The sequence below is a fragment of the Deltaproteobacteria bacterium genome, from assembly GCA_016180855.1.
Lineage (GTDB): Bacteria > UBA10199 > UBA10199 > JACPAL01 > JACPAL01 > JACPAL01.
In genome coordinates, this window is sequence record JACPAL010000017.1 from 13,993 (window position 1) to 37,952 (window position 23,960).

The window sequence follows — 23,960 nt, forward strand, 5'->3', positions numbered from 1 at the left end:
AAATCTTTTAACCAAACCAGGGGGAGCGGCGTTGTTTCAATCCGTCCATCACCATCTCCTGGATCGTCCCACGAACCTCTTCGGAGAGACGGTTGACGAGGAGCTGGTCTTCTGCCGCTTCAGACGGGTATTGCTTGTGGAGCTCAATAGGCTTTCCGAAACTGATCGTCCATTTGGAGGGGAAAGGGATGAGCCCCAGCGGACCGAGGAGCGGGAGGGTAGGGGTTACCGGTAAATAGGGGATCCCCAACGGTTTGGCCAGTACGGTCGACTTGTAAAGGATCGGATGGATCTCTTCGGCGCCGATAACAGAAACGGGGATAATTGGGGAACCGGTCGTAAGGGCCAGCTTGACGAAACCGCCGCGCCCAAACCTCTGGAGCCGATAGCGGTTTTTGTAATGTTTCCCAATCCCCTTTACCCCCTCCGGGAAGACGACGACGAGGTGCCCCTTCTTGAGTAAGCGCTCGGCATTCTCCGGACAGGCGCGAACCCCACCGATGCGGTACATAAAGGTACCGAGAAATGGAAAGTGGTAGACAAAATCTTCTACGAGAAAACGGACATCACGTCGTGAGGGATGATCATTTTCAACGGCGAGCCGGATCATCGCCCCGTCGTAGGGGAGTGTTCCGGAGTGATTGGCCACAATAAGTGCCCGCCCATCCGCGGGGACGTTCTGTATCCCCTGCACGCGGACGCGCCAATAATCATAATAGAGGAGGTCGAAGAGCGGTTTGACCCGTCGCCCGAAGGAGGGGTCCATGCCGAACTCATCGACTTCACTCTCCTCCACCTTTGATTCTCCCCACCAGAGAGATTTGAGCGAACTAAGGGCCCCCTCCAGCTGGTGGCCGGAGAGAAGGGTTTCCATGAGGGAGATCGAGGCGGGCTTCTTCTCCGGACGAGAAGAAGGTTCCTTGCCGGTCTTATTGAGAAGGCTTTTCATCTCCCTTTCTACCTTTTCGAGACGCCGTGAAAGCTTCATTGCGAGCTCCTTCCAATTTTCGGTTTTAGGGCTGTCACCCGCTCCCTGGAGAAGCTTAAGGTAAGAAATTTTATGAGGTTTGGTCATTTTGTCTCCTCCATGAGGTGAACCTTCTTCAAGCGCTCCGCCCCCAGAAAGTCAAGGAGTGCGTCACGACTGGAATATTTTGGGCGGAAGCCGATCAATTTGGCCCTCTCTCCATCAGCCACCGACAGGTATTTCAAAAAATTAAGACGCGAGGAGGGGGCGTTCAAAATTCCGGCGTACCAGAGTGCCTGCACCACAGGGTAAAGAACGGGGGAGGGGACGGGAACGGAGATTTTTCCGGCCAGTTTGCGGACACGCGAGATCGGCATCACCCCTTCACCGACAATATTGTAGGTACCCGGACAATCCTTTTCGATCGCCAGCCTGAACGCCCGCACGACATCCTCTTCATGGACAAACTGGAAAAGGGGGTCGTATCCCATCGGTGTATACAGGACCGGCCTCTGGAGAAAAGAGGTTTTATAATTTCGGACGTTCGGCCCCATCACCGTGCAGGGGCGAAGGATCGTGACGATCGCCCCCGGGTGTTTTTTTGCATATTTGAAAAACTGGTCCTCCGCATCGATCTTGTCCCTCAAAAAGCGGCTCCTCTCTCCTCCGCGTCGCCGGTGATCCTCCGGCAGAAAATTGGGATTGGACGGATGGGCCCCATAGACCTCCGTTGTAGAGGCCATGATGAGCTTCCTCACCTTGAGGGCGGCACAACAATTCAAGACATACATCGTCCCAACCGAGACGAGATCATGCGCCCACTCCAGGTTATGAGGAGGGGAGACCGGAAACGCCATGTGAATAAAGGTATCAACCTTCTGGTCCTTCAAAAGCTCGACCAGTTTGGAATCGGCCAGCGTTTCTGTGAGATCGATCCGGAAAAATTTTGTCTTTTTAAGTTCAAAAGGAGGCTTCTTCGTGTCGAGGGCGATCAGATTGGGAAAATGGGGATCATTCTCAAGATTCCTTAAGAGGGAGCTTCCCAAAAAGCCGGCGGTGCCGGTTAAGACGATGGTCTCCAATGACCTTTTGTTCTTTTGACTCATGCGACCTCTCTTTGCTTCAAGTCTTCGATCCCTTTTTCAATTTTCTGTGTAATATGCATAGAACAAAATTTGGGACCACACATGGAGCAGAATTCGGCCGATTTGAAGTGTTCGGCCGGAAGCGTTTCGTCGTGGTATTCCCTGGCACGCTCCGGATCGAGTGAGAGACGAAACTGCTCGTTCCAGTCAAAGCGGTATCGAGCGCGCGAGAGGGCGTCATCACGGTCACGGGCCCCTTTTCGGTGACGTGCAACATCCGCCGCATGGGCGGCAATTTTGTAGGCAATGACCCCTTGTCGGACGTCCTCCACGTTCGGCAAACCAAGATGCTCTTTTGGAGTGACATAACAAAGCATCGAGGCACCGGACCAACCGGCCAAGGCCGCCCCGATGGCTGAGGTGATATGATCGTAACCAGGTGCAATATCGGTCACCAGAGGCCCTAGAACATAGAACGGTGCCTCGTGGCAGAGTTCCTGCTCGAGTTTCATATTGTAATCGATCTGATCCATCGGGACATGGCCGGGCCCTTCGACCATCACCTGGACATCGTGCTCCCAGGCCTTCTTGGTCAACTCTCCCAAAACCTTGAGTTCGGAGAGTTGTGCCTTGTCACTGGCGTCGTGCAGGCAACCGGGACGGAGGCTGTCGCCTAAGGAGAATGAGACATCATGCGCCTTGAAGATTTCACAGAGGAAATCAAAATGGGTGTAGAGAGGGTTCTGTTTTCTATGATGGACCATCCATTGGGCGATCAGAGAGCCACCTCGAGAGACAATCCCGGTGAGTCGACCGGCAACCAGTGGAAGAAAATCAAGAAGCATTCCGGCATGGATGGTCATGTAATCGACCCCTTGACTTGCCTGATGTTCGATCAGATCCAGCATCATGGATGGGGTTAACTCTTCAACGGATTTCACCTGTTCCAGCATTTGGTAAATCGGAACCGTTCCAATCGGTACCGGAGAGGCGTCAATGATCGCCTCCCGTGTCCCATCGATATTTTTCCCCGTCGAGAGATCCATGACGGTATCGGCACCGTATTGGATCGCCAGCTTGAGTTTCGCGACCTCTTCCTCAATGCAGGAGGAGACGGCTGAGTTACCGATATTGGCGTTGATCTTACATCGGGTGGCGATGCCGATCGCCATCGGCTCCAGGTTCGTATGGTGGATATTGGCCGGGATAATCATTCGCCCCCTCGCAACCTCACTGCGAATCAGTTCGGGGGGGAGCAATTCACGTTTGGCAACGAACTCCATCTCTTTTGTGATGATTCCGCGACGGGCCGCGTGCATTTGGGTTCGATTCTCTTTCATTTTTTCTCCTTGCCCTCACCCATCAAAATATTAACCTAAGTCTCTTCCCTCTCCCCCAGGTGGAGAGGGCCATAGTGCACCCTCTCCCTCTGACGGGAGAGGGGATGGGTTATCTGGAAGTAAGAGTGGGGGTGAGGGTTTCATAAAATATTCTCCCAATCCTTCCAGACCGGCTCGTAACCGTGTGCCATAATGGCGGCGGCAACCTCAGCCGGTGTTCGCATGTCTTCAATCTCAAACTGTCCTTCTGACTCTTCGGGTTTTAAATAACCTCCCGGTTCCGTTCTGGAGCCGGCACTCATCTGCGTTACCCCGACCCCGATCAACCGATCACGCAATTGAGGCGATTCTCGCGTTGAAAGGAGAATACCAACATCCGGCAGGGCGATCCGGAGAGCACAGATCATCTTCAGAAACTGTTCATCAGAGACAGGAGAGGAAATCTCATAGTTTCCGGCGCAGGGGCGGAGGCGAGGGAGGCTCACCGTAAATTCTGTCTGCCAGAATTTTTTCTTCATGCAACGGACATGCTGTATCAACGCTTCCAAATCGTCCTTCCATTCGGAAAGGCCGACCAGTATTCCCATACCGATCCGACGCATACCGGCCCGGGCTGCTGCTTCCGGGGCCTCGAGACGGCGACTATAATTTTTCTTGGGGCCGGCTAAATGAACCTCTTCATATCGCTTTTGATTGTAGGTCTCCTGGTAGATCACGACCCCATCGACACCGGCAGAGATGAGCTCTCGATACTCCTCCTCCCGAAAAGGGGCCACCTCGATCGAGAGGGATGCCAGACGGGGTTTAAGTTTTGTTGCAATCTCCTTGAGATAGCCCGGTGAAACCAGGCGTGGATGCTCGCCGGAGACGAGCAGGAGGTGTTTAAAGCCTTGGCTGGTCAGGTAGTTTGCCTCTGATAACACCTCCTCGACGGAGAGGGTTTTACGGGTAATTTTATTCTCCAGGCTAAAACCACAATACTTGCAGATGTCGATACATTCGTTGGAGAGGTAGAGGGGGGCATAGAGTTGGATGGTCCGGCCGAAACGCAAGAGAGTAAGCCGGCGAGCCTCGTCTGTCAGATCTCGAACGATCATAACTCTCCCCGTCCTTTGGCTCGCCCCGCTCGCTCAGGACTTCCCCCTCTTATCTTAAGAGGGGGAGATAAAAGGTCTGGGATATTATCATAGGGACTCGATGCCTCTGCCCCTGTCTGCTCCCCCATAATTCCCGCCAAAAATCCTTTTCGTCCCGCTTCAACAGCGAGACGAAACGCCTCGGCCATTTTTACCGGATTCTCTGCGACAGCGATCGCTGTATTAACCAAGACGGCGTCGGCGCCCATCTCCATCGCTTCGCAGGCGTCTGAAGGAGAGCCGATTCCGGCATCGACAATGACCGGAACGGTTGATTGTTCAATGATGATTCTTATCGTTTCTTTCATTCTCAGTCCTCTCCCTGAGCCGATTGGTGCGGCGAGTGGCATCACTGTGGCACAACCGGCCTCTGTCAATTTCCTGGCGAGAACCGGATCGGCCTGAATGTACGGTAACACGGTGAACCCCTCTTTGGTTAACGTCTTGGCCGCCTCCCATGTTTCAATCGGATCCGGCAAAAGGTACCGAGGATCCGGAATCACCTCCAGCTTCAACCAGTTTCCGAGCCCTGCCTCTCGGGCGAGGTGGGCGAGCAGGATCGCCTCTTTGGCATTTCGGGCGCCGGAGGTATTCGGAAGAAGCGTGAAACGATTTCGGTCGATGAAGCTTAATATATCCTGTTCGGGTCTCGCCAAGTTGACCCGACGGAGCGCTACGGTAACAATCTCTGTTTCGGACGCCTCGAGACTCTCTCTCATGACAGGACCCGAAGGAAACTTTCCGGTCCCAACCAGGAGACGGGATCTGAATTGTTTATTAAATATGGTTAGTTTATCCATTTTTTTATCCCCCTCCCACGGCCTTCACGACCTCAATCCGATCCCCCTCCTTGATTTTGAAGAGGGGAAACTCGGAGCGGGGGACAATCTCCCGATTGACAGCGATCGCCATAGCGGAAAGAGGGATTCGTAGCCTCTCCAGAATTTCACTCAAGGTGATTGGAGCCTCGAACTTTTGAATCTCTCCATTGAGATAGATGTCAATCATTGGATCTCCCTACGCCGGCATTACCCGGATCAGGTTAAAGGGTCTCATCTCAGCCCTCTGGCACAAGTTGAAGGGCACCCCTGATAGTTCCGGTTCGTATCAACCTGGCTTGAGGATGTCAAATTATGAGCGAATTTGTTTGGACTCTACGAGTCGGAGTGCTTCGGAGGATGCCCAGGCCTCCCCCGGGTTTAGAATCTGAATCTGCACTTGAAGCCGTTTTTCGCTCGCAATCTTCTTGAGCCACTCAATTGGCTCTTCCATCGGTTCGGTTGAAAGTTTGAACGCCCCCCAATGGATCGGGATCATCTGCTTCGCCTGAATCTCCTCAAAAACACGAACGGCCTCCTCGGGATTCATGTGGCGCCCCTTCATGAGCCATCGGGGTTTATAAGCGGCGATCGGAAGCAGTGCCAGGTCGATTTTTTCATCCGGGAAGAACGATCCAAAGTCGGATCGATAGGCGGTGTCACCGGGGAAGAAGGCCGTCTCTTCATTCATCTTGATCAGGTAGCCGTTGCAACGGGTGTATCGAAATGGAAGAAGCCTGAAACCGTAATGCCTCACAGGAAACGCCTTGATGAGGAGTCCCTTCTTGATCTCCGTCGATCTCCCTGTTTCAAGTTCAATAAGGGGATTTCTTAGGAATTTACCGACCAGTTTCGCCAGCCCCGGGGGGAGAACAATCGGTACGGAGGAGGGGATATATTTGAACGAAGGGATATCCAGATGGTCATAATGGGCATGGGAAATAAGGATGGCATCAAGGGGAGGGAGGTTTGAGGGGTCAATACCAACGGGGGTATGGCGCCTTAAAAAGAAGATCTTCTCGCTGAAGAGGGGGTCTGTCATGACCTTCACCTCTTCATTTTCGAGCAGGACGGAGGCGTGTCCAAGGTAAGTCGCCTTCAGTGGCATAGGAGGAGAGTTCTAGTATTTTAACGACCCCGTTGCAAATTTAATTCAAATAGGGATATAACGCCCCCGCTTTACTATGAGGGATACACCGACATCGATTGAGATTGATCTTGGGGCCGTCCGCCATAATTTTCAGGTCTTGAAGAAACTGATTCCTCCGACAACAAAGACGGTGACGGTCGTCAAATCGAATGCCTATGGGCATGGCGCAGTACCAACCGCACGGATCCTGCAGTCTCAGGGGGCAGATATTTTCGGAGTTGGTACGATTGATGAGGGAATTCAGCTTCGTGAGGCAGGGATCAAGCGACCGATTCTGATTCTCCTGGGATTGGTCGAGGGGAGAGGGGCGGAGCTGCTTCGATATCAATTGACCCCCGTTCTCTATGATTTAAACACGGCACGGGATCTGCAGAGCTATCTGAAGGGGCGTGGAGAGAAATTGGATCTTCATGTCAAGATCGATACGGGGATGACGCGCCTCGGTGTAACAGTCGAGGAGACCCCTCGCTTCTTTGAAGAATTGAGCAAAATGGACTGTCTGAACCCGATTGGTCTTATCACACACCTTTCGGATGCTGATAAGACTGATTTTGCTGGCAAGCAGATCGTTGCCTTTGAAAAGGCCCGCGTTGAGTTTCAAAAGAGATATCCAGCCGCTTTGTGCCATGTGGCGAATAGTCTGGCAACGGTTGACAAGCGGTACGGGGACTATGGTGCCGTCCGACTGGGTGTGGTTCTTTATGGGGCCTACCCGATCCCTCGACAAAAAAAGATTGTCTCATTGCAACCGGTTATGAAGTGGAAGAGTCGGATCATCTCGATCAAGAAGGTTCCCAAGGGGACCTTTGTCAGTTATGGGAGGACCTTCCTGACCAAGAAGCCTTCCCGGATCGGTTGTGTCCCGGTCGGTTATGCGGATGGATATCCGCGGCTTCTTTCCAATAAGGCCTCTGTCCTGGTGAGAGGACAACGAGTCCCGGTTGCAGGAACGGTCTGCATGGATATGTTTATGATCGATCTCACGACTCTCCCATCGGCTCAGGTGGGAGACGAGGTGGTCCTGCTGGGGCCTCAAGGCAAGGGACTGATCACAGCCGAAGAGGTGGGGGCCTGGGCCAACACCATATCCTATGAAATCTTTTGCAAAGTGGCTGAACGACTTCCGCGCCACTACATCGATCCCGACCGCCGTTGAGCGACTGGGACGATCTGTTTTGGTTGGAACCGCGGAATTGGGGGAGTTTCTTCTCTTTGCCCGCTCCTTTTTCAGCTGGCTTTTGAGGCCTCCTTTCAGAAGGCCTCTTTTCTTCAGGCAGTTTGAAAATCTGGGTATCCGGTCACTCCCGATCATTCTGCTCACAGCGACCTTCACCGGAATGGTCTTTGCGCTGGAGGTCGGATTCGGTTTTCAACTTTTTCATGCGGAATCACTTGTGGGGGCGACAGTTGGCCTCGCCCTCTCACGTGAGATTGCCCCTGTCTTTACGGCCCTTATGGTGGTTGCGCGCGTCGGTTCTTCGATGGCGGCGGAGATCGGCACGATGCAGGTGACTGAACAGGTCGAGGCGATGTCATCGATGGCAGTCAGTCCCGTTCAGTATCTTGTCGTACCGCGGGTTGTTGCCGGGACTTTAATGGTCCCCTGTTTGGCCGCTCTTTACTGTTTTGTGGGGGTTTTGGGTGCCTATGTTGTGGCGGTGGGGCTCATGGATATTTCGCACATCGCCTTTATCAGAAGGCTCACCTATTACGTCGATGCCGACGACTTTGTCTCCGGCCTGCTCAAGGCGGCGGTTTTTGGATTCGTTCTGACCCTGATCAGCTGTTTTAAAGGATATCGGACGACGGGGGGCGCCGAGGGGGTGGGGCGCGCGACAACACAGGCGGTCGTGGTCTCCTCTGTCACAATTCTGATCCTCGACTATTTTCTGACCTCCTTCATTATTGAGCTCTTTCCGGAATTCTAATGATACAGATCTCTTCCCTTTATAAATCTTTTCACGGCCAACCAGTTTTAAACGGAGTGACCCTTGAGGTGCCTCAGGGGGGGATTACCGTTATTCTGGGGGCCTCGGGGCAGGGGAAAACCGTCCTCCTGAAGCATATCATCGGTCACCATCGGCCCGATCGCGGAAAGGTTTTGGTCGATGGGGTTGATATCAATCTTCTGAACGAGAGGGAGAAGAACGAATTTCGGAAAAGATTCGGGATGCTTTATCAAGGGGCTGCCTTATTTGACTCCATGACGGTTGGGGAGAACGTTGCCTTTCCACTCCGGGAGCATACAAAACTCTCCGAGCGCGAAATTACTCTCAAGGTTGGCGGTTTTCTGGAGATGGTCGGTTTGAACGGTATCGAGGCCAAAATGCCTTCAGAACTTTCCGGCGGGATGAGAAAAAGAGTTGGACTCGCACGGGCCATTGCGTTACAACCAAAAATTATTCTTTATGATGAGCCAACGACAGGGCTGGATCCGATTACAACCACGCAGATTAACCGTCTTGTTCTGGAGATGCAGAAGAAATTGAGAATTACGTCGGTTATTATCAGCCACGATATTGAGTCAACCTTTGCCGTTGCCGATCAGGTGGCAATGCTTCATGAGGGGAAAATTATTGAAGTGGCCCCCCCGGAACTCTTTCGCTCCTCTCGGCACCCGTTTGTGAAACAATTTTTGGCCAAAGAACCGGTATGAGAATCAGCTCTGAAATGAAAGTGGGACTGTTTGCCGTCGTGGTGATTCTTGTGGTCGCCTACATCACGGTCCGTATCAGCGATCGTGAGGCGGTTCAGGGGGAGGGGTATGAGGTCAAGGTTGTTATCGATTCCGCCGAGGGGCTCATCCGTAAAACGCCGGTTGAGGTGGCCGGGATCCAGGTTGGCTATATCAGCCGCCTCGAGCTGGTCGAGGGTCGGAGGGCGATGGCAGTGCTTCGGATCGACAATCGGGTCAGAATGGCCAAGGATGCCGTCGTTGCCGTTCGGACAAAAGGTTTTCTGGGAGAGACCTATATCGATTTGATCCCCGGTAATCTCGAAAAGGGAGAATTGGGGCCCGGCGATGAGATCACCACCACAAATCCTTTTGTGGATCTCGGCAAGGTGGCCGGCGGGGCTCAGGAGTTTGTTGATCGTTTAAATAAACTTTCCCAAAAAAATGAAGAAAACATCAACCGTATTCTTGAGGGACTCGCCCAGTTCTCTGAGGATATCAGCGGTATCCTTTCGGAGGAGAAGGAGAGCCTGTCGGAGACCTTTCAAAGAGTTTCCAGTATCTCCCGGAAGATCGACGAGGGGCGTGGTACGGTGGGACGTCTCGTGAACGACGAGGAGATTGCTGACAATATCAATCAGGCGGCCCGGGGCGTTTCCGAGACGATTGGCGGGATCAATCGCTTCCAGTTCCAGTTTGATTACCATCTTGAGTACCTGGGGAGGACGACCGATTTCAAAAACTATGTCGGGCTAAATCTGCGCCCGCGACCCGACAAGTATTTCAGGCTGGAATTTGTCGTTGATCCAAGCCCATCACCCAATCAGACGGTTACAACAACCGAAACGACAACAGGAGGAGTCACGACGGAGACAATCAGTGATGAACGGGTCGTTGCGATGGACGACTTCCGGATCTCTGCCCAACTGGCCAAGTCTTTTTATGACTTCACCATTCGTGGAGGGATGATTGAGTCCCGGGGTGGTATCGGCCTGGACTGGCAGAGAGGTCCCCTTCAGATGCAGTTTTCTGCCTTTGATTTCCGGACGAATTTGAATCAACGCCCCCATCTCAAGGGGATGGCGAATCTGTACATGACCCGCAATCTGTTTCTCGTGGGCGGTCTTGACGATTTCATCTCCCGTCAAGAGAGGCCTGACTGGTTTGTTGGGGCCGGTTTCAGCCTGATCGACGAGGATATCAAGTCGCTCTTTACGGCCGTCTCACTCGGCGCAACACGAGGGAAATAGCCCTAATCAGCAAAAACTCTAGTGATGACTATAGCCTGCCTTTCTGGTGACTCAGTGCCATATCTTTTTGATAATTCAAAAAAACGCATAATTTTTATCAAATTATATCAATAAGTTGAATAAAAAATATTTTTTGGTGAATGGCACATTCTTTGCGTTAACCCCCTCTTGGGAAGTCTATGTCCGGAAGTTTACAACGGCTCTTTTTATCGTTGGTTCTTCTGCCTGTCTCACTTGTGGCAGGGGAATATGGGGCGAATAGAAATCAGCAGCAGTTTAATCAACTCAGTGAGGCCGGCCGGACCTTGGCGAACGGTAATTTTACATTGCTGGGGTACAACAGGATCCAAAAACCGCAGTTTTCTCTTGAAGAGGTAAGCGCGGGGGATCTCATTTACAATGGAGGCGTTGGGACCGGCTCAGGTAATTCCTATTTTTGCAGCGGAGAGGATGAGGCGAACGAATATCGGCGTCTCCATCCGGATCTGGAGATCAATTCACAGTGGAATCCAAATAGCGGGTTTGAAGATTATGGGCAGTACAAGATTCTCCGTTTGGTCGACCACTGTCGAACCGGTTCTGGTTGCGGTGATCTGATTCCTGATGGGAAGACGTTTCTCGTCGGCATTCCGCTCCATGCCACCAATTGTCATCCGCTCGGTCGGCAATTTGTCAGGGATGGGACGGGTTGGGGCTCTTCGACAAATCTTCGTCAGAGATCAGACGATGCCTGGCAGGGGAGAAATTATATCGATGATGGCCATTTCTTCACCTATGGGCGCTATTTGATCAATCAGTTGTCGGAAAATCTATCGGGGGCGGCGCTTCGGACGGAGGCGTATGATGAGCTGAGTGTCTCGATCACGAGTGGGGACGTTTATAGTTTAGGTGGAATCAGCCCCAATTATCTCGACCTTCCCTACAGCTCCGCCCATCTCCAATGGGGTTTTACCTGCTCACAGGCGTTTCGGGCCGGTGGTTATCGAAAGAGTCTTTCTCTCTTTCCAAGGGGGAACTCTTTAACGAGCAAGACTGTTACCGTACGACAGGCAGAGGCGGAACGTGGGCTACATTATCGGACACTCCTTGAATATGCAACGAACCGGCTCGGTCACAAAATCAATCATGGGGAATACGGTGTTGTCAGGTCACGCATCGAGGGGGATCTCAAGCAGGGGCTCAGTACGGAAGAGCGTGAAATGCGTGAGATCGTCGTTAATATCTGGAGGATTTTAGACGAGATCATTGGCGATGTCGAATGGGAACCATGCACCGGTGATTTCTGTTGGATCCGGGCAATTGCGGAATCCCTGTACGGCCCAAAAATCAGGATAAAACGATGCGCCGTGGCACGCGGTTCAATTGTCGATTATCAACATGACGAGGCCCGAATCTGTATCAAGTCGGAGGTCTTCAACGACTGTCAGAGCAAACGGACGAACAACTCACATCCATTTTATAATACGGGTGGTGTTACCCAAGGCTCCTCTTGCACTCCCTCGTATGGTGAAAAGGTCGATGGCGGACTTTACATCCGTAACTGGGAGGTCGATCGCGGTTATCAACTCCGGGATGTTGGATCCCACATGGGGGCGATTCGTGGTCTAAGCGGCTATCTCCCGGCGGATGGGTACAGCCCGGTGATCGTCTCCCTTATTGCGCATCAGCTGGTCCACGCCTATTTTCAAAGAGAACTTGATCGGAACCGGATGAATGGATGGCCCAACAGCCCTGAATCGCTTTGGGAGGAGGAGTTGGCTGTCATGGCCCAAGCGATCGTCTTCGACCTCCTTCGTCAGATGGATTACGTCGATTCAACCTTTAAGATGAAGAAAGAGGAGTTTACGCGCTCTATCCAAAGAGAGACACCAGGCGATACAAGTACTGGCGTCGTTGATACGACAAGTGGTGTCCGCTACTTCTATCCGGATGAATGTCGAGGCTACGGTGGCATCTTTCTGGGTCCTTTCTGTGCCAACATGCGGAACATCCACGCGACGCTTGCGAATCAGGATAATCCTGAATTAGGTCGTATGATGGCGCTTTTCCATTCTCTTGCGCCGATCTTCGATCTTCCAAACAAAATGACCTTCAATGGTGTTGAGATCGATGTTCGAGAGTCTCGTCCCTCTGATTCTACAACCTCGGCCAGTGCAGAACATCCCAGATGGGTGACGGCAAGTGCCGACTTGGCTGTTAGTCTCGAAACGAATCCAGTAAGGGTCGATAGGGGCGGGACACTGATGAGTACTGTCCATGTGCGGAATGTCGGACCCGATCGTGTCGAACAGGCCTCTCTCAGTATCACCTTGCCTGCGGCCCTTTCGTACGTCTCTTCCGCTGTTGTGCAGACCGGTGGAGGCGAGTGCAGCCATTTTCCCGCAGTCAATCGACTTTTTTGTGATTTGGGGAGTGTTGAGGGGGCACAGATTGTTGATGTCAATTTTACTATCATAGGGAGTGAAGAAGGCTCCTATGCGGCGATCATTGAAGTAGACGGCAGCATTGCCGATTTGGATACCTCCAACAATGAGCAGGAACTCCAGATTGTCGTTGGGCCTCCTCTGGCCGATTTACAAGTCAATATGGATTCGGATCCGTTGCCCACTTACGCTGTCGGTAATCCCGTTTTGTATGTTGTCGTTGTTGAAAATTTGGGGCCTGAGGCGGCTCTGAATGTGTCACTTGTTTTTGATGACATCTCCAATCTCCTCACATTTAATTCTGTTAACATGATTCCATCATCGGCAGGGGATTGTTACTATGAGGAAGGTTCCGGGGTAATTTTTTGCGGTTTTCTTGGAAGCGTTGCCCCGGGTGCCTCCTTCACTATTTCTATTGAGATGACACCGCTCGGCAGCGGGACCCACATCACCAAATCGGTTGTGAGTAGCGATTCGAATGACCTGATCGATGGCAATAATCAATCAACCAACGTCATTGAGGTGCCGTGATGAGAAAGACCTGGTTTACTCTTAACCTTTTTGTCTCTCTTCTTCTCATGCCGGCGGCCGAATTATGGGCGATCAACTGGTCTGAATTCATGCGCGATGATCGGATGTTTGTCGGTGCGGAGATCACGCAAATAAATGATTGGCGTCTTCCGGAAGGGTGCCGCCGTGAATCGCTTTCCCCGAATGATGATGAGGTGGAAGAGGAGGATTGCGAACGAATCATCTGCGACGGGCATTTTTGGGGGAAATCGGCGATCGATGTCTGTTGTGCGGAGGAGGTGACCACAGAAGGAGAAGGGGAGGAGGCACCTGCCTACAAACGATGTCATGTGAGGGAACCCCGTTTCAGTTCTACTTCGGGAAGATGGAGACAGGTTCGATTTCAAACACGAGGGATTCCACGATCCGGCTGTGGAACTCATGTTTTAAGGCCAACCGAGGCAGAAGAGACGACCTCACTCGTTGATCTGTTATTGTCATCGGCTTATGCCCATCCTGGTTCACGTCCTTCGGACAACCCGATCCCATGGTCCTACGAGGAGCGATTACTGATCGCAAACAGCCTCTCTGTGGCGGCCGACCGGATCGAATATGCCCTGACGTCAGGCGATACGTCGGAGGTAGGCACGGAAGGTTCACAATTTAGGGGGTGGATTGAAGATGCCTTTCTCGTGAGTCGATTTTTGGGCCATACCCTCTCCCCCGTGGGGTTTCCGGCCTGCCCCCCCGAACTGCTCGGGCTCTGTGACTTTATTGGACACCAGGTCGACGGATATTGGGCCAACCTTTCCCTTTATTTGTTGGGGGAAACACATCACCTGAACAGCTTTATCATCACCGCTGATTTTGCCGTCGAGTTGAATCCCACAGCCTTGGGGCTTGCCCTCAATACGATTTCCCATGAGGCAACCCACATTGTCTTCCACTGGAGTCGTGGACTCTATGCCGATCCGACGGCACCAGGTTTTGATTATGATTTTATAATGAGTACCGATCCGGTGTTGAATTATGAAGACGAGATGACGGCCCGAATCGTTGGGGCGATTGTCTATCATTTTTTAGCGGATAGTGTCCGCAACGAGTCTCCTGAGGAATGGAATTGGTTGGCAGAGCATTACGGTGGTTCTTTCGACGATATGGCGAGAGATCCGGAATACAATGCCAGCAACTCGATGCCTGATTCTTATGTGGAGACCTTCTTTTGGCAAAGTTTAACCGATGAGCAGAGGGCAGAGGTCTTGGAGTGCATGGATTGGGGGAGCCGCCATGGCTCTATTACGCCGGATAATGAGGAGCTGTACCTCCAGTGGCTTGTTTATTGTATTGGAGAGACGCTCGGCGAGACGAACGCCGCCGCCTTGCTCAATGAACTTCACAACAGATTGATGGGGCAAGGAGGAGGTGAAGGTTTTGGGGAGAGTGCTGGTTCTTCGGGTGGGACAGGTGCGGTGTTTGATCTGGCAGAGCATCCAGCCATTCACCACGATTATGTCGATAGTCCAGAGACCGAGACGAGTCCCGGTGGTTCCTCCGAAGGGGAACCGCCACCGAGCGATTTTGACTGGCACCACCCCGGTAATTTTACGGAGGATCCGAATGATCCAAATTATGAGCCGCCGAACACTTCCAACCATATTCCACCGGAATGTGTTGGGACATTTGGTGCGCCGGAGGTAGCTGGGGCGTCAGTTCCTGCTTCTTGTTTTGACTGGTGTTGGAACCATTTTTCACGTGGACGAGACGGTGGAATCTGTCAACAGATGAGCGATCGTGATCTGGAGAGCGGATGTACCTACTCAACGGGAGATCAGTGTGAGGAGGAGAACGAACAACGACTCGATGACTGTAATACAGACGCCTCCTTCCGAAATTCGGAGTTCTGTCAAGAGGCCTGTGGCAGCTCAGGAACTCCGGCCCACTGCGACGAGTTGTGCGCCAGCAATAGATCACTGCCATTTTGCGATAATATCTGCGGCCGGAATCACACCTACGGATTTTGCGGCGATATCTGTCACAACGACAATAATTCTCACGGTTTCTGTCAGGATCGATGCGTCGATGACCCCGGGCGACCGTACTGTGACAACATTTGTGCAACGAACCGCTCCTTAAGTTTCTGCGATGATACCTGTTCGAGAAACCGCTCCTACAGTTATTGTGATGATCTTTGTGCGAGCAATCCGGGCTTAAGTTTCTGCGATGATTTTTGTAGTGAGAACAGCTCGCTTGGTTTTTGTGACGATGTCTGCCGAAGAAATAATTCTTATGCCTTCTGTGAAAGCTTCTGTGATGCCAATCCGAACCTCGATTTTTGCGCACCTCCCACAGAGAGTTTTCGGGGTTGGGAGTGCAACGGCCCTTGGGTTTCCCGGGGTAGTCGCACCCTCTGGGAGCATTGGATGTTGACCAACTGTTATCCCTATGTGGGGCCTGTCCGCTGCTGTGGAACACCCACCGCGGAAATGTCGGAGCTCATGAGTGCATTCGGGATTTCAGGAGAGCTTTGTCTGCCGGAGACATCAGGTCCTGAATGTAACGCGAGGGATTACTGTGGTTGCGGAACTCATTACACATTGGCTGATTCTGCCAATTGTTGCATTGAGCCTGGGAGTGGTGCGGTCGGTTATTTTGCCTGCGATACGGACTTTATCTCGGACGGTGTTGATAATGTCGCTGGCTGCAACTGTTATCTTGTCTCCGGTTGTCGTTAGGAGGAGTGATGATTAAAAAATATCCTCTTGTGATCCTTTTGGTTGTCATCGGGACGTTACTTTTGTTTCCCCTCGAAGCGGTTTCGTCCCTCCTTGAGGAGGTGAGATCGAAAAGTCTGCTCGGTGAAGTTCAATATGATGAGGAGAGGAACGAACAGGCCAAGGAACGCCTGATATCAGTCCAACCTCTCCCTGACCCTGGACAAAAAGGAACGAGTTCACGCAGAAAAACAGAGGTTCATATTTTTAGTTCTGGAAAAAGTTTTGAGGAGTGCCTCAATCTACTCAAGGCAAAAGGAGTTGATCTCCATGAGACGGACGTCTTCTCTCAGAAAGTGCGTTTGCCAACCGTCATGAAACAGGTTGAGGATTTAAAAAAGAGGAACCGGCAAATCCATGAAATGGAAAATCAGCTCCCCAATCCGATTTATATTGAAGGATACCGCGAGGCTCGAGGGAGGGTCGATGAGAGCTCGTTTCTTATCCTCTCCTCACACACCTTTGATTCATTTCTTAATCAATGGGTGCTGAGGAGCTCTCTCACCTTTGTTGTTTCTTCTGAGGAGATGGACAACTCTCCATTGCCGGAATCCCCAAAAGGATCCGCGCCGAGTTACAAAGCTGATCCTCATAAGAAGGCCGCTCCGAAACAATCGACTGGTAAAATGCCACCTTCTCCTCCTGTCTCGAAAAAGACATTAAAACCCGTTGCAAAGTGATTGGGACGAGTGGTTCCCCATGAAGCAGATCTATCTTGGGACCTTGCGATGGAATCAGGTTCAGAACGGCCCCTCTGACATTATTCAGAAAAGTAGTCGTGAGATGCCCTTGGGACAGCTGTCTCATAGAGCCTTGTAGGAAAGACCGTGCCTTCTCTTCTGGGGTTGGTTGCGGAGCCGGCTCCGATCGTTTCTCTTCGGTGCCGCAGGAGCTGACGGCCAATCCCAAGACCCCCAGTAATGTGGCCATAGAGGATGGAAAACAGATTTTGGGTGACATGACATCTCTATTATCGGTTACTCTACAAAAAGAGTTGTGTAGAGACTCCCAGCTCGATTATATCCAATCTTATGCCAAAGATAAGAAGGGCCTTGGTAAGTTTGTCGGATAAGTCAGGGATTATACCGTTTTGCCGTGCCTTAGGTGAGTTAGGAGTTGAGATCCTTTCGACGGGAGGGACCTGCAAGCTGCTTCGGGAAAACAAGATAGCTGTCATTGAGGTCTCGGATTACACGGGTCAGCCGGAGATCCTCGATGGGCGTTTGAAGACGCTTCATCCCAGGATTCATGGGGGGATATTGGCAATCCGGTCGAACAAAAAACACGAGGAGGAACTCAAGAGGTCAGGAATTCAGGCAATCGACATGGTTGTTGTAAATCTCTATCCATTTGAAGAGGTGGTTGAAAAGCAGATGGGGGTTGTCGAAGAATCTGGCCTTGCCAGTTCTGAGCGAATCGCCGAGGCGATTGAGAATATCGATATTGGTGGCCCGACAATGCTTCGTGCTGCCGCCAAAAATTGGCAAGATGTGACAGTGATTTGCGATACAGGAGATTATATTGGTATTCTTGAAGAACTGCACAAGGGTGCGGCAAGCGGCGCCCCTACCATTTCAAAGGAGACGAATTTTCGACTTGCTCAAAAGGTCTTTGCACTAACGGCCCGCTATGAGGCTGCAATCTCCAATTACCTCTCAGGCGGCATGGAAGGGAAATTCCCCCAAACATTTACCTTTCAGGGAGAGAAGATTCAGGATCTTCGGTATGGAGAGAATCCGCATCAAAGGGGGGCGTTTTATCGAGAGGGGAGGTGTGAGGGGGTTACCGATGCAAAACAACTCCACGGCAAGGAGCTTTCCTTCAACAATATCCTCGATCTCGAGGCTGCGATTGGAACGGTCAGAGAATTTGAGACACCCGCCTGTGTTATTATTAAACATACGAATCCTTGTGGGGTTTCAGCCCTCACCCTTGATCCCTCTCCCGTAAAAGGGAGAGGGGAGGAGGGGGCGACGAGGGGGGTCTTTATTGCCGCCCGTTCCTGCGATCCTCTCTCCGCCTTTGGTGGCATTGTTGCGATTAACAGGGAGATTGATCCCCAAACGGCTGAGCAGATCGGAAAAGACTTCTATGAGTGTGTCGTGGCACCGTCATTTTCCAAGGAGGCGTTTGAAATTTTGGCCAGGAAGAAGAATATCCGGTTGATGGAGTTGCCATCACCCCCGACCCCTCCCCCGCGAGCGGTAGAGGGTGCTTACGATATCAAAAAGGTGTCCGGTGGTTTTCTTCTTCAGGATCTGGATGCCAAGAGGATTGATATTCGTCAGTGTCCGATTGTCACAAAAAAGAGGCCATCGGACGAGGAGTGGGCCGCCCTCGACTTTGCCTGGAGGGTTGTAAAACATCTCAAGTCGAATGCGATTGTAATCGCGGGAGAAGAGGAGGGCATTTTGAAGCTCTTTGGTGCAGGGGCCGGTCAGATGAGCCGGATTGATTCTGTAAGAATTGCCATTTCAAAATTTGATGGGATGGACCAGGCATTCCCCCTCACTAAACCAGTGGTTCTGGCCTCCGATGCCTTTTTCCCTTTTCGTGACAGTGTTGATGAGGCGGCTGAGGTGGGTGTAACGGCGATCATCCAACCCGGAGGCTCACTGAAAGATCAGGAGTCGATTGATGCGGCCAATGAGCAGGGGATCGCGATGGTTTTTACGGGCACCCGGCATTTTCGGCACTAATCCCACTTTCCTCTTGCGACAATTCCTCCCCGAAACACTCCGTCCACATTGGTGGCGATACTTAAGCCCAAAGACCAACTTCTGTCCTCTGACTCGATGCGAGGGGTCCATTCGAATCCGAGTCCATCGGCCGGATTTTTTTCAGAGCTTCGAACGCGGTATTGAATGTTCGTATCGAGAATGATCTTGTTTTTTCTGAAACTTGTTATCTCTGAGTCGGCGCCTCCTGTGAGTGTTGTCAAAATTCCAAAGGGGTTGGTCCCCACCGTTGTCAAGGCGCCGGCGTAGAATCTCAAATTGGGATCAAAGGGAAGATATCGGTTGGTCATTCTTTCGTCAAACCAGCGGTTGAATTCCGGATTCGTCGCCCGAAAGCGAAGCTGGTGAAGGCTCTTCCCTTCCTCGCTGGCTGTCTGCACCATGCGGAGTTCACCATAAAGGTAAGGAGGCAGATGATAGGTAAATCCCTGTGTGACAAATTCGCGAACAAGTTCGGTCGTGTAGAATTTGAGTGAGGGGGAGATGAAGAGGCTATTTTCATCGCGGGAGACCCAGTAAAGTGAGGGGCGTCTCTTGGGGTCAACCCTCTTTCGGAGGGGTTCCAGAAACTCAGGGGTATTGAGGATATTGTCGTCCCACTTCTCTGCCTCCTGAAGGTAGAGGTGATCAGGCTCCCAATAAAAATGTTCCGGTCGAGAATAATCTCTTGGAAATCGTCGCACAAACTCTTTCCTTTCGAGATTGATCAGCTGCAACCTTCCCGACGGGGTGAGGTTAATGAGTGCTGCTGTGGGGTAGGTTGTCAGATATCTGGCAATGGGGACGAGAAGGGGGTCATCAAATTCGATCACGGTCCCCTTGATTTCGCAGGAACCGTGGGTGTTGTCAGGGAGATAGCGGCAAGGCGGCGGCTCTTCGGATCTCATGGTGAGGGGAGAGAGGCTCATTCGGTTTGCTCTTAAATCGGGGCCGAAGAGAGGTGGTTGCTAGATAACCAAGGCAACAAAATCAATTAGTTGGCGATAACATTATTGAATTTGTTCTAGATTTTAAAGACCAACTCACGCTAAAGATAGACTCATGCGTCTCCTCGTAGTTGGCGGCGGTGGTCGTGAACATGCCCTCGTCTGGAAGCTCAGGCAAAGCAAAAAGGTCTCCAAGATTTACGCTATTCCCGGCAATGGGGGGATTGGTGAAGAGGCCGATCTGCTTTTGGGGCGTCCAGAGGATCTGGAAGGGATTGTGACCCACTGCAGGGGACAGAAGATCGATTTTGTTGTTGTCGGCCCCGAATTACCTTTGACACTCGGATTGGTTGACCGCCTGGAAAGGGAGAAGATTCCCTGTTTTGGTCCCTCCCGACAGGCGGCGGAACTCGAGGGCTCCAAGGCATTCACGAAACAACTCTTGAGAGAAGAGAAAATCCCGACTGCCCATTTTGAAACTTTTTCGGATTTTGACAGGGCAGTCGATTTTCTGAAGAGCCAGGCGTATCCGATCGTCATCAAGGCGGATGGGTTGGCGGCAGGGAAGGGGGTTCTCATTTGTAAAGACCGGTCTGAGGCAGTCGGTGCACTGGAAAAAATTCTTAAAAAGAGGATTTTTGGAGGAGCAGGAGAAAGAGTTGTCATTGAGGAGTTTCTCAAAGGAGAGGAGGTCTCTTTTCACGTTCTGGTCGACGGGGAACAGGCCGTTCCTCTTGCCACGGCGCAGGATTACAAAAGGGTGCGTGATGGAGATGAAGGGCCCAATACCGGCGGGATGGGGGCCACCACCCCAAATCAGTTTTTCTCGCCCGATCTTGAAAAAGTCGTTCTGCGGACGATCATCCGGCCAACGATCGAGGGGCTCAAGAGAAGAGGAATTATTTATCGAGGAGTTCTTTATGCCGGCTTGATGTTGACCTCGTCCGGTCCACGGCTTTTGGAATACAATGTTCGTTTTGGGGATCCTGAAACCCAGGTACTGATGGCACGACTTGACTCTGACTTGATGGAACTCATGGAATATACTATGGCCGGCCGACTTGATCGGGCCGCTCCCGTCTGGAAGAAGGAGGTAGCGCTCACCGTTGTTTTGGCGGCCCATGGTTATCCGGATGAGGTTTGTAAGGGCGATGAAATAGCCGGTTTGGAGAAGGCAAAGTCAGTATTGGGGACAGTGGTATTTCATGCTGGCACGAGGAAGGAGGAGGGGAGATGGCTGACCAATGGAGGGAGGGTGCTGGGGGTTACCTCCTGGGGTAAAGATTTGAGACAGGCACGGGAGAGGGCCTATGATGCTTGTGATAAGATTTATTGGAAAGGGGTTCATTACAGAAAAGATATTGGATTAAAGGGGTCTTTATGAACAACAAACAACCACTCGTTGGTATTTTGATGGGAAGTGATTCCGATCTTGAGGTCATGAATGAGACGGTCAAGGTTCTGGAACAGTTCTCAGTCCCCCATGAGATTGTGATTACCTCGGCCCACCGGTCACCGAAGAGAACGACCGTTTATGTGGAGTCGGCGGAGAAGAGGGGACTGCATCTTCTGATTGCCGGTGCCGGTTATGCGGCCCATTTAGCCGGAGTTCTGGCCGCCCATACGACACTGCCGGTCATTGGCGTGCCGATTGATTCCTCGTCTCTGCAGGGGCTGGACGCGCTCCTTTCCACGGCCCAGATGCCCGGCGGGGTTCCTGTTGCCTGTATGGGTATTGGAAAGGCGGGGGCAAAAAATGCAGGGATCCTTGCCGTAGAAGTTCTTGCCTTGCAGGATCCTGAACTCAAGAAGAAGCTGATTCAATATCGCCAGGAGATGGAAAAAAAACTGGCTGAGAAGAACCGCCAGGTTGGCGGAGGAGAGGTATGAGCCACATTTTGAAGATCGATTCTGAGAACCCTGACGAATCACTCGTCCGTGAGGCAGTCGGGATGATCCGTGAGGGGGCGATCTGTGCCTACCCGACAGAGACTTTTTATGGGCTGGGGGTTGATATCTCCAACGAGGCGGCGATCAAACGTCTTTTCGATTTCAAGAGGCGTGATTATGGAAATCCGATTGCCGTGATTGTCTCCGATCGTACCATGTTGGCGAATTATGTTCGCGAGATCCCTGAGAAGGCGCTACTCTTGATCGATCTCTTTTGGCCCGGACCCCTGACGATCCTTTTTCGGACGAATGGGAAGATCTCGGATCAACTGACAACCAACACCGGCAAGATTGGAATCCGCATCTCTTCCCATCCTGTGGCAACAGCGATCGTGCGTACCCTCGGCAGGCCACTTTCCACCACGTCAGCCAATCTCTCTGGCTTTCCGCCGTCAACGCATCCGAAGCATATTCGGAACTACTTTGGTGAAAAGATTGATTTGATAATTGATGGAGGAGAACTCCCCCCCTCAAACGGCTCGACCGTTGTGGATGTCACCGAGGAGAAACTGTCCGTTATTCGTGAGGGAGTCATTCCTGTCGAAATGATCTTCAAGCATTTTGAAAATGAGGAGGCGGTTTGAAAACAACTTTGCCGGTGGAGGGGGCGACGCGAGCCCCTAAGATTGTCCCGTTTCGCGGGCTTCTTTATCATCAGGAGAAGGCAGGGGATCCCTCCCGGTTTGTTGCCCCTCCTTATGACGTGATCTCTCCGACACAACAGGAGCGTCTTTACGCAAGAGACCCTCACAATGTTGTTCGCCTCATTTTGGGGAAGCAACATCCGGAGGACACCGAACAGGAGAACCGCTACACCCGTGCGGCGGCCGATCTCAAAAAATGGATCCAAGAAGGGGTTTTGGTTCGGGACGAGAAGCCGGCTCTTTACCTCTATGAGCAGGAATTTGTCCTACAGGGGAAGAAGCGAAAGAGGAGGGGTCTGATCACCCTCCGGAGGCTCGAGGATTTTGGGCAGTCGATCCATCGACACGAAAAGACCCTGGAAGGACCCAAGCGGGATCGGTTTCAGCTCATCACCCATTGTCATGCCAACTTAAGTCCCATCTTTTCCCTCTATGAGGATCCGCAAAAAGAGGTCGTTTCCCTGCTGGATCCCCATTACAAGACCGCTCCGTTTTTGGAGGTGGTGGACGATGACCAGACTTTTCACCGTCTCTGGCGGCTTACTGAGTCGGCCCTTCTGAAAAAAGTTTCGGAGAGACTTGCCGCGAAAGGGATGTTCATTGCCGATGGACATCATCGCTACGAAATTGGGCTTGCTTACCGGGATTGGATGAAAAAAAAATATCCGGAGGCAGGCGATCAAGCCCCCTTTTACTACATCATGATGTTTTGTGCCGAGATCTCTGATCCGGGCCTTATTATTCTTCCAACGCATCGACTGGTTCTTCGTCCGAACCTTGATTCCACCACCCTCATTTCAAGGCTCCGGGAGAGGTTCAAAGTTCATTCCTTTTCAAAAGAGCGCCTCGGCCTTTTTTTACAGGACTTCGGAGCAAAGGCCGATCGTCGCGGATTCGGAGTTGTTTTGGGACAAGAAGCGACCCCCTACCATTTTATAGAACTGCCGCCTTCCGATCTTCTTGACGTCCAGTCGGTCCATCAATCGGTTTTGAGAGAGATCCTGGGCTTTACCGAGGAGGATGAAAAGAATCCGGAACGGATTGCCTATGTTAAGGATCAGCAGGAACTGCTCTCCCTCGTGGAGAGAGAGCCGGACGATTTTGGGATTCTCCTTTCAGCCCCCTCTCCAGCGGAGGTGTTTCGAGTGGCCCAAAAAGGAACGGTTCTTCCTCCCAAAAGCACCTATTTTTTTCCAAAGCTTCTTTCGGGGCTCGTTTTTAATCCGATTGATCCGGAGGAAGAGGTCATAATCTGAAAGCGGAGTTCAGAAACCTTGAGTGAGGGGATCTCTTTTTTGATCCGTTCGATCAAGGTCGATTGCAGAAAGATCAGTTCATTGGCGAGTGTTGAATGGACCACTCCGATTTTTAATTTACCTTCTTTGATCGAGAGGGGACGGGTCTGTCGGGCAAGCGGCGCCCCCACAATTTGCTCCCAAAGGTCGTCGAGGGACCAAATAATTGACTTTTGATCAGGCACTGTTTGATGCATGGCATTGGGTAGAATCTCCTTGATTGACAACAACTTGGGAAGCCTTTTTCGCATTGACAAGGGAGAGTAAAATACAGATACTTCCG

At 51.8% G+C, this 23,960-nt stretch carries 21 protein-coding genes and 1 riboswitch; of the genes, 12 read left to right on the forward strand and 9 right to left on the reverse strand.

Features of this window, described 5'->3' with window-relative positions:
- Positions 1–7: 7 nt before the first annotated feature.
- From HYT77_08770 to HYT77_08800, 7 genes are all read right to left on the reverse strand, one after another.
- The gene (locus HYT77_08770; protein ID MBI2068086.1) at positions 8–1,075 is read right to left on the reverse strand and encodes an acyltransferase family protein; all 1,068 of its coding nucleotides are present in this window, start codon (positions 1,073–1,075) and stop codon (positions 8–10) included.
- Complete coding sequence (locus tag HYT77_08775) at positions 1,072–2,073, reverse strand: NAD-dependent epimerase/dehydratase family protein (protein MBI2068087.1); 1,002 nt, start codon at positions 2,071–2,073, stop codon at positions 1,072–1,074. The genes HYT77_08770 and HYT77_08775 overlap by 4 nt, the downstream gene beginning before the upstream one ends.
- Complete coding sequence (gene thiC, locus HYT77_08780) at positions 2,070–3,392, reverse strand: phosphomethylpyrimidine synthase ThiC (GenBank protein ID MBI2068088.1); 1,323 nt, start codon at positions 3,390–3,392, stop codon at positions 2,070–2,072. The genes HYT77_08775 and thiC overlap by 4 nt, the downstream gene beginning before the upstream one ends.
- Before the next feature lie 140 nt (positions 3,393–3,532).
- Entirely contained in the window at positions 3,533–4,489 is a 957-nt protein-coding gene (gene thiH / locus HYT77_08785) for a 2-iminoacetate synthase ThiH (GenBank protein ID MBI2068089.1), read from the reverse strand.
- On the reverse strand, positions 4,486–5,328 hold the full coding sequence (locus HYT77_08790; protein MBI2068090.1) for a thiazole synthase: 843 nt from the start codon (positions 5,326–5,328) through the stop codon (positions 4,486–4,488). Before HYT77_08790 ends, thiH begins: the two co-directional genes overlap by 4 nt.
- Positions 5,329–5,332: 4 nt before the next feature.
- The gene (thiS, locus tag HYT77_08795) at positions 5,333–5,536 is read right to left on the reverse strand and encodes a sulfur carrier protein ThiS (GenBank protein MBI2068091.1); all 204 of its coding nucleotides are present in this window, start codon (positions 5,534–5,536) and stop codon (positions 5,333–5,335) included.
- Positions 5,526–5,628: riboswitch (TPP riboswitch) on the reverse strand. Its footprint overlaps the gene before it by 11 nt.
- Before the next feature lie 31 nt (positions 5,629–5,659).
- On the reverse strand, positions 5,660–6,454 hold the full coding sequence (locus HYT77_08800) for an MBL fold metallo-hydrolase (protein MBI2068092.1): 795 nt from the start codon (positions 6,452–6,454) through the stop codon (positions 5,660–5,662).
- Between the two features lie 76 nt (positions 6,455–6,530).
- On the opposite strand from HYT77_08800, the gene alr reads away from it, so the two are divergent.
- From alr to purH, 8 genes are all read left to right on the forward strand, one after another.
- Positions 6,531–7,652, forward strand: a complete 1,122-nt coding sequence (gene alr, locus HYT77_08805) for an alanine racemase (GenBank protein ID MBI2068093.1) — start codon at positions 6,531–6,533, stop codon at positions 7,650–7,652.
- Entirely contained in the window at positions 7,588–8,424 is an 837-nt protein-coding gene (locus HYT77_08810) for an ABC transporter permease (GenBank protein MBI2068094.1), read from the forward strand. The genes alr and HYT77_08810 overlap by 65 nt, the downstream gene beginning before the upstream one ends.
- Complete coding sequence (locus HYT77_08815) at positions 8,424–9,152, forward strand: ABC transporter ATP-binding protein (protein MBI2068095.1); 729 nt, start codon at positions 8,424–8,426, stop codon at positions 9,150–9,152. Before HYT77_08810 ends, HYT77_08815 begins: the two co-directional genes overlap by 1 nt.
- Positions 9,153–9,166: 14 nt before the next feature.
- The gene (locus HYT77_08820; protein ID MBI2068096.1) at positions 9,167–10,420 is read left to right on the forward strand and encodes an MCE family protein; all 1,254 of its coding nucleotides are present in this window, start codon (positions 9,167–9,169) and stop codon (positions 10,418–10,420) included.
- Between the two features lie 179 nt (positions 10,421–10,599).
- Complete coding sequence (locus HYT77_08825; GenBank protein ID MBI2068097.1) at positions 10,600–13,374, forward strand: DUF11 domain-containing protein; 2,775 nt, start codon at positions 10,600–10,602, stop codon at positions 13,372–13,374.
- Positions 13,371–16,085, forward strand: coding sequence for a hypothetical protein (locus HYT77_08830; protein MBI2068098.1), 2,715 nt, complete (start codon positions 13,371–13,373; stop codon positions 16,083–16,085). Before HYT77_08825 ends, HYT77_08830 begins: the two co-directional genes overlap by 4 nt.
- Positions 16,086–16,093: 8 nt before the next feature.
- Positions 16,094–16,804 (forward strand): hypothetical protein, encoded by a 711-nt coding sequence (locus HYT77_08835; protein MBI2068099.1) that lies wholly within the window; start codon positions 16,094–16,096, stop codon positions 16,802–16,804.
- A 351-nt stretch (positions 16,805–17,155) separates the two neighbouring features.
- The gene (purH, locus tag HYT77_08840; GenBank protein MBI2068100.1) at positions 17,156–18,823 is read left to right on the forward strand and encodes a bifunctional phosphoribosylaminoimidazolecarboxamide formyltransferase/IMP cyclohydrolase; all 1,668 of its coding nucleotides are present in this window, start codon (positions 17,156–17,158) and stop codon (positions 18,821–18,823) included.
- Here the strand turns inward: purH and HYT77_08845 are convergent.
- Positions 18,820–19,770 (reverse strand): hypothetical protein, encoded by a 951-nt coding sequence (locus HYT77_08845; GenBank protein MBI2068101.1) that lies wholly within the window; start codon positions 19,768–19,770, stop codon positions 18,820–18,822. The two genes, purH and HYT77_08845, sit on opposite strands and share 4 nt — an antisense overlap.
- A 133-nt stretch (positions 19,771–19,903) precedes the next feature.
- Here HYT77_08845 and purD point away from each other — a divergent pair, with 133 nt between their 5' ends.
- Genes purD through HYT77_08865 form a run of 4 tightly spaced genes read left to right on the forward strand, consistent with a single transcriptional unit; the run spans position 19,904 to position 23,638 of the window.
- The gene (gene purD, locus HYT77_08850; GenBank protein MBI2068102.1) at positions 19,904–21,172 is read left to right on the forward strand and encodes a phosphoribosylamine--glycine ligase; all 1,269 of its coding nucleotides are present in this window, start codon (positions 19,904–19,906) and stop codon (positions 21,170–21,172) included.
- The gene (gene purE / locus HYT77_08855; GenBank protein ID MBI2068103.1) at positions 21,169–21,678 is read left to right on the forward strand and encodes a 5-(carboxyamino)imidazole ribonucleotide mutase; all 510 of its coding nucleotides are present in this window, start codon (positions 21,169–21,171) and stop codon (positions 21,676–21,678) included. Before purD ends, purE begins: the two co-directional genes overlap by 4 nt.
- Positions 21,675–22,322 carry a threonylcarbamoyl-AMP synthase gene (locus HYT77_08860; protein ID MBI2068104.1) on the forward strand — a complete coding sequence of 216 codons (648 nt, stop codon included), beginning with the start codon at positions 21,675–21,677 and terminating at the stop codon, positions 22,320–22,322. Before purE ends, HYT77_08860 begins: the two co-directional genes overlap by 4 nt.
- Positions 22,319–23,638, forward strand: coding sequence for a DUF1015 domain-containing protein (locus HYT77_08865; protein ID MBI2068105.1), 1,320 nt, complete (start codon positions 22,319–22,321; stop codon positions 23,636–23,638). The genes HYT77_08860 and HYT77_08865 overlap by 4 nt, the downstream gene beginning before the upstream one ends.
- On the opposite strand, the gene HYT77_08870 is transcribed toward HYT77_08865, so the two are convergent.
- Positions 23,566–23,928 (reverse strand): DUF721 domain-containing protein, encoded by a 363-nt coding sequence (locus HYT77_08870; GenBank protein ID MBI2068106.1) that lies wholly within the window; start codon positions 23,926–23,928, stop codon positions 23,566–23,568. The two genes, HYT77_08865 and HYT77_08870, sit on opposite strands and share 73 nt — an antisense overlap.
- Positions 23,929–23,960: the final 32 nt, after the last annotated feature.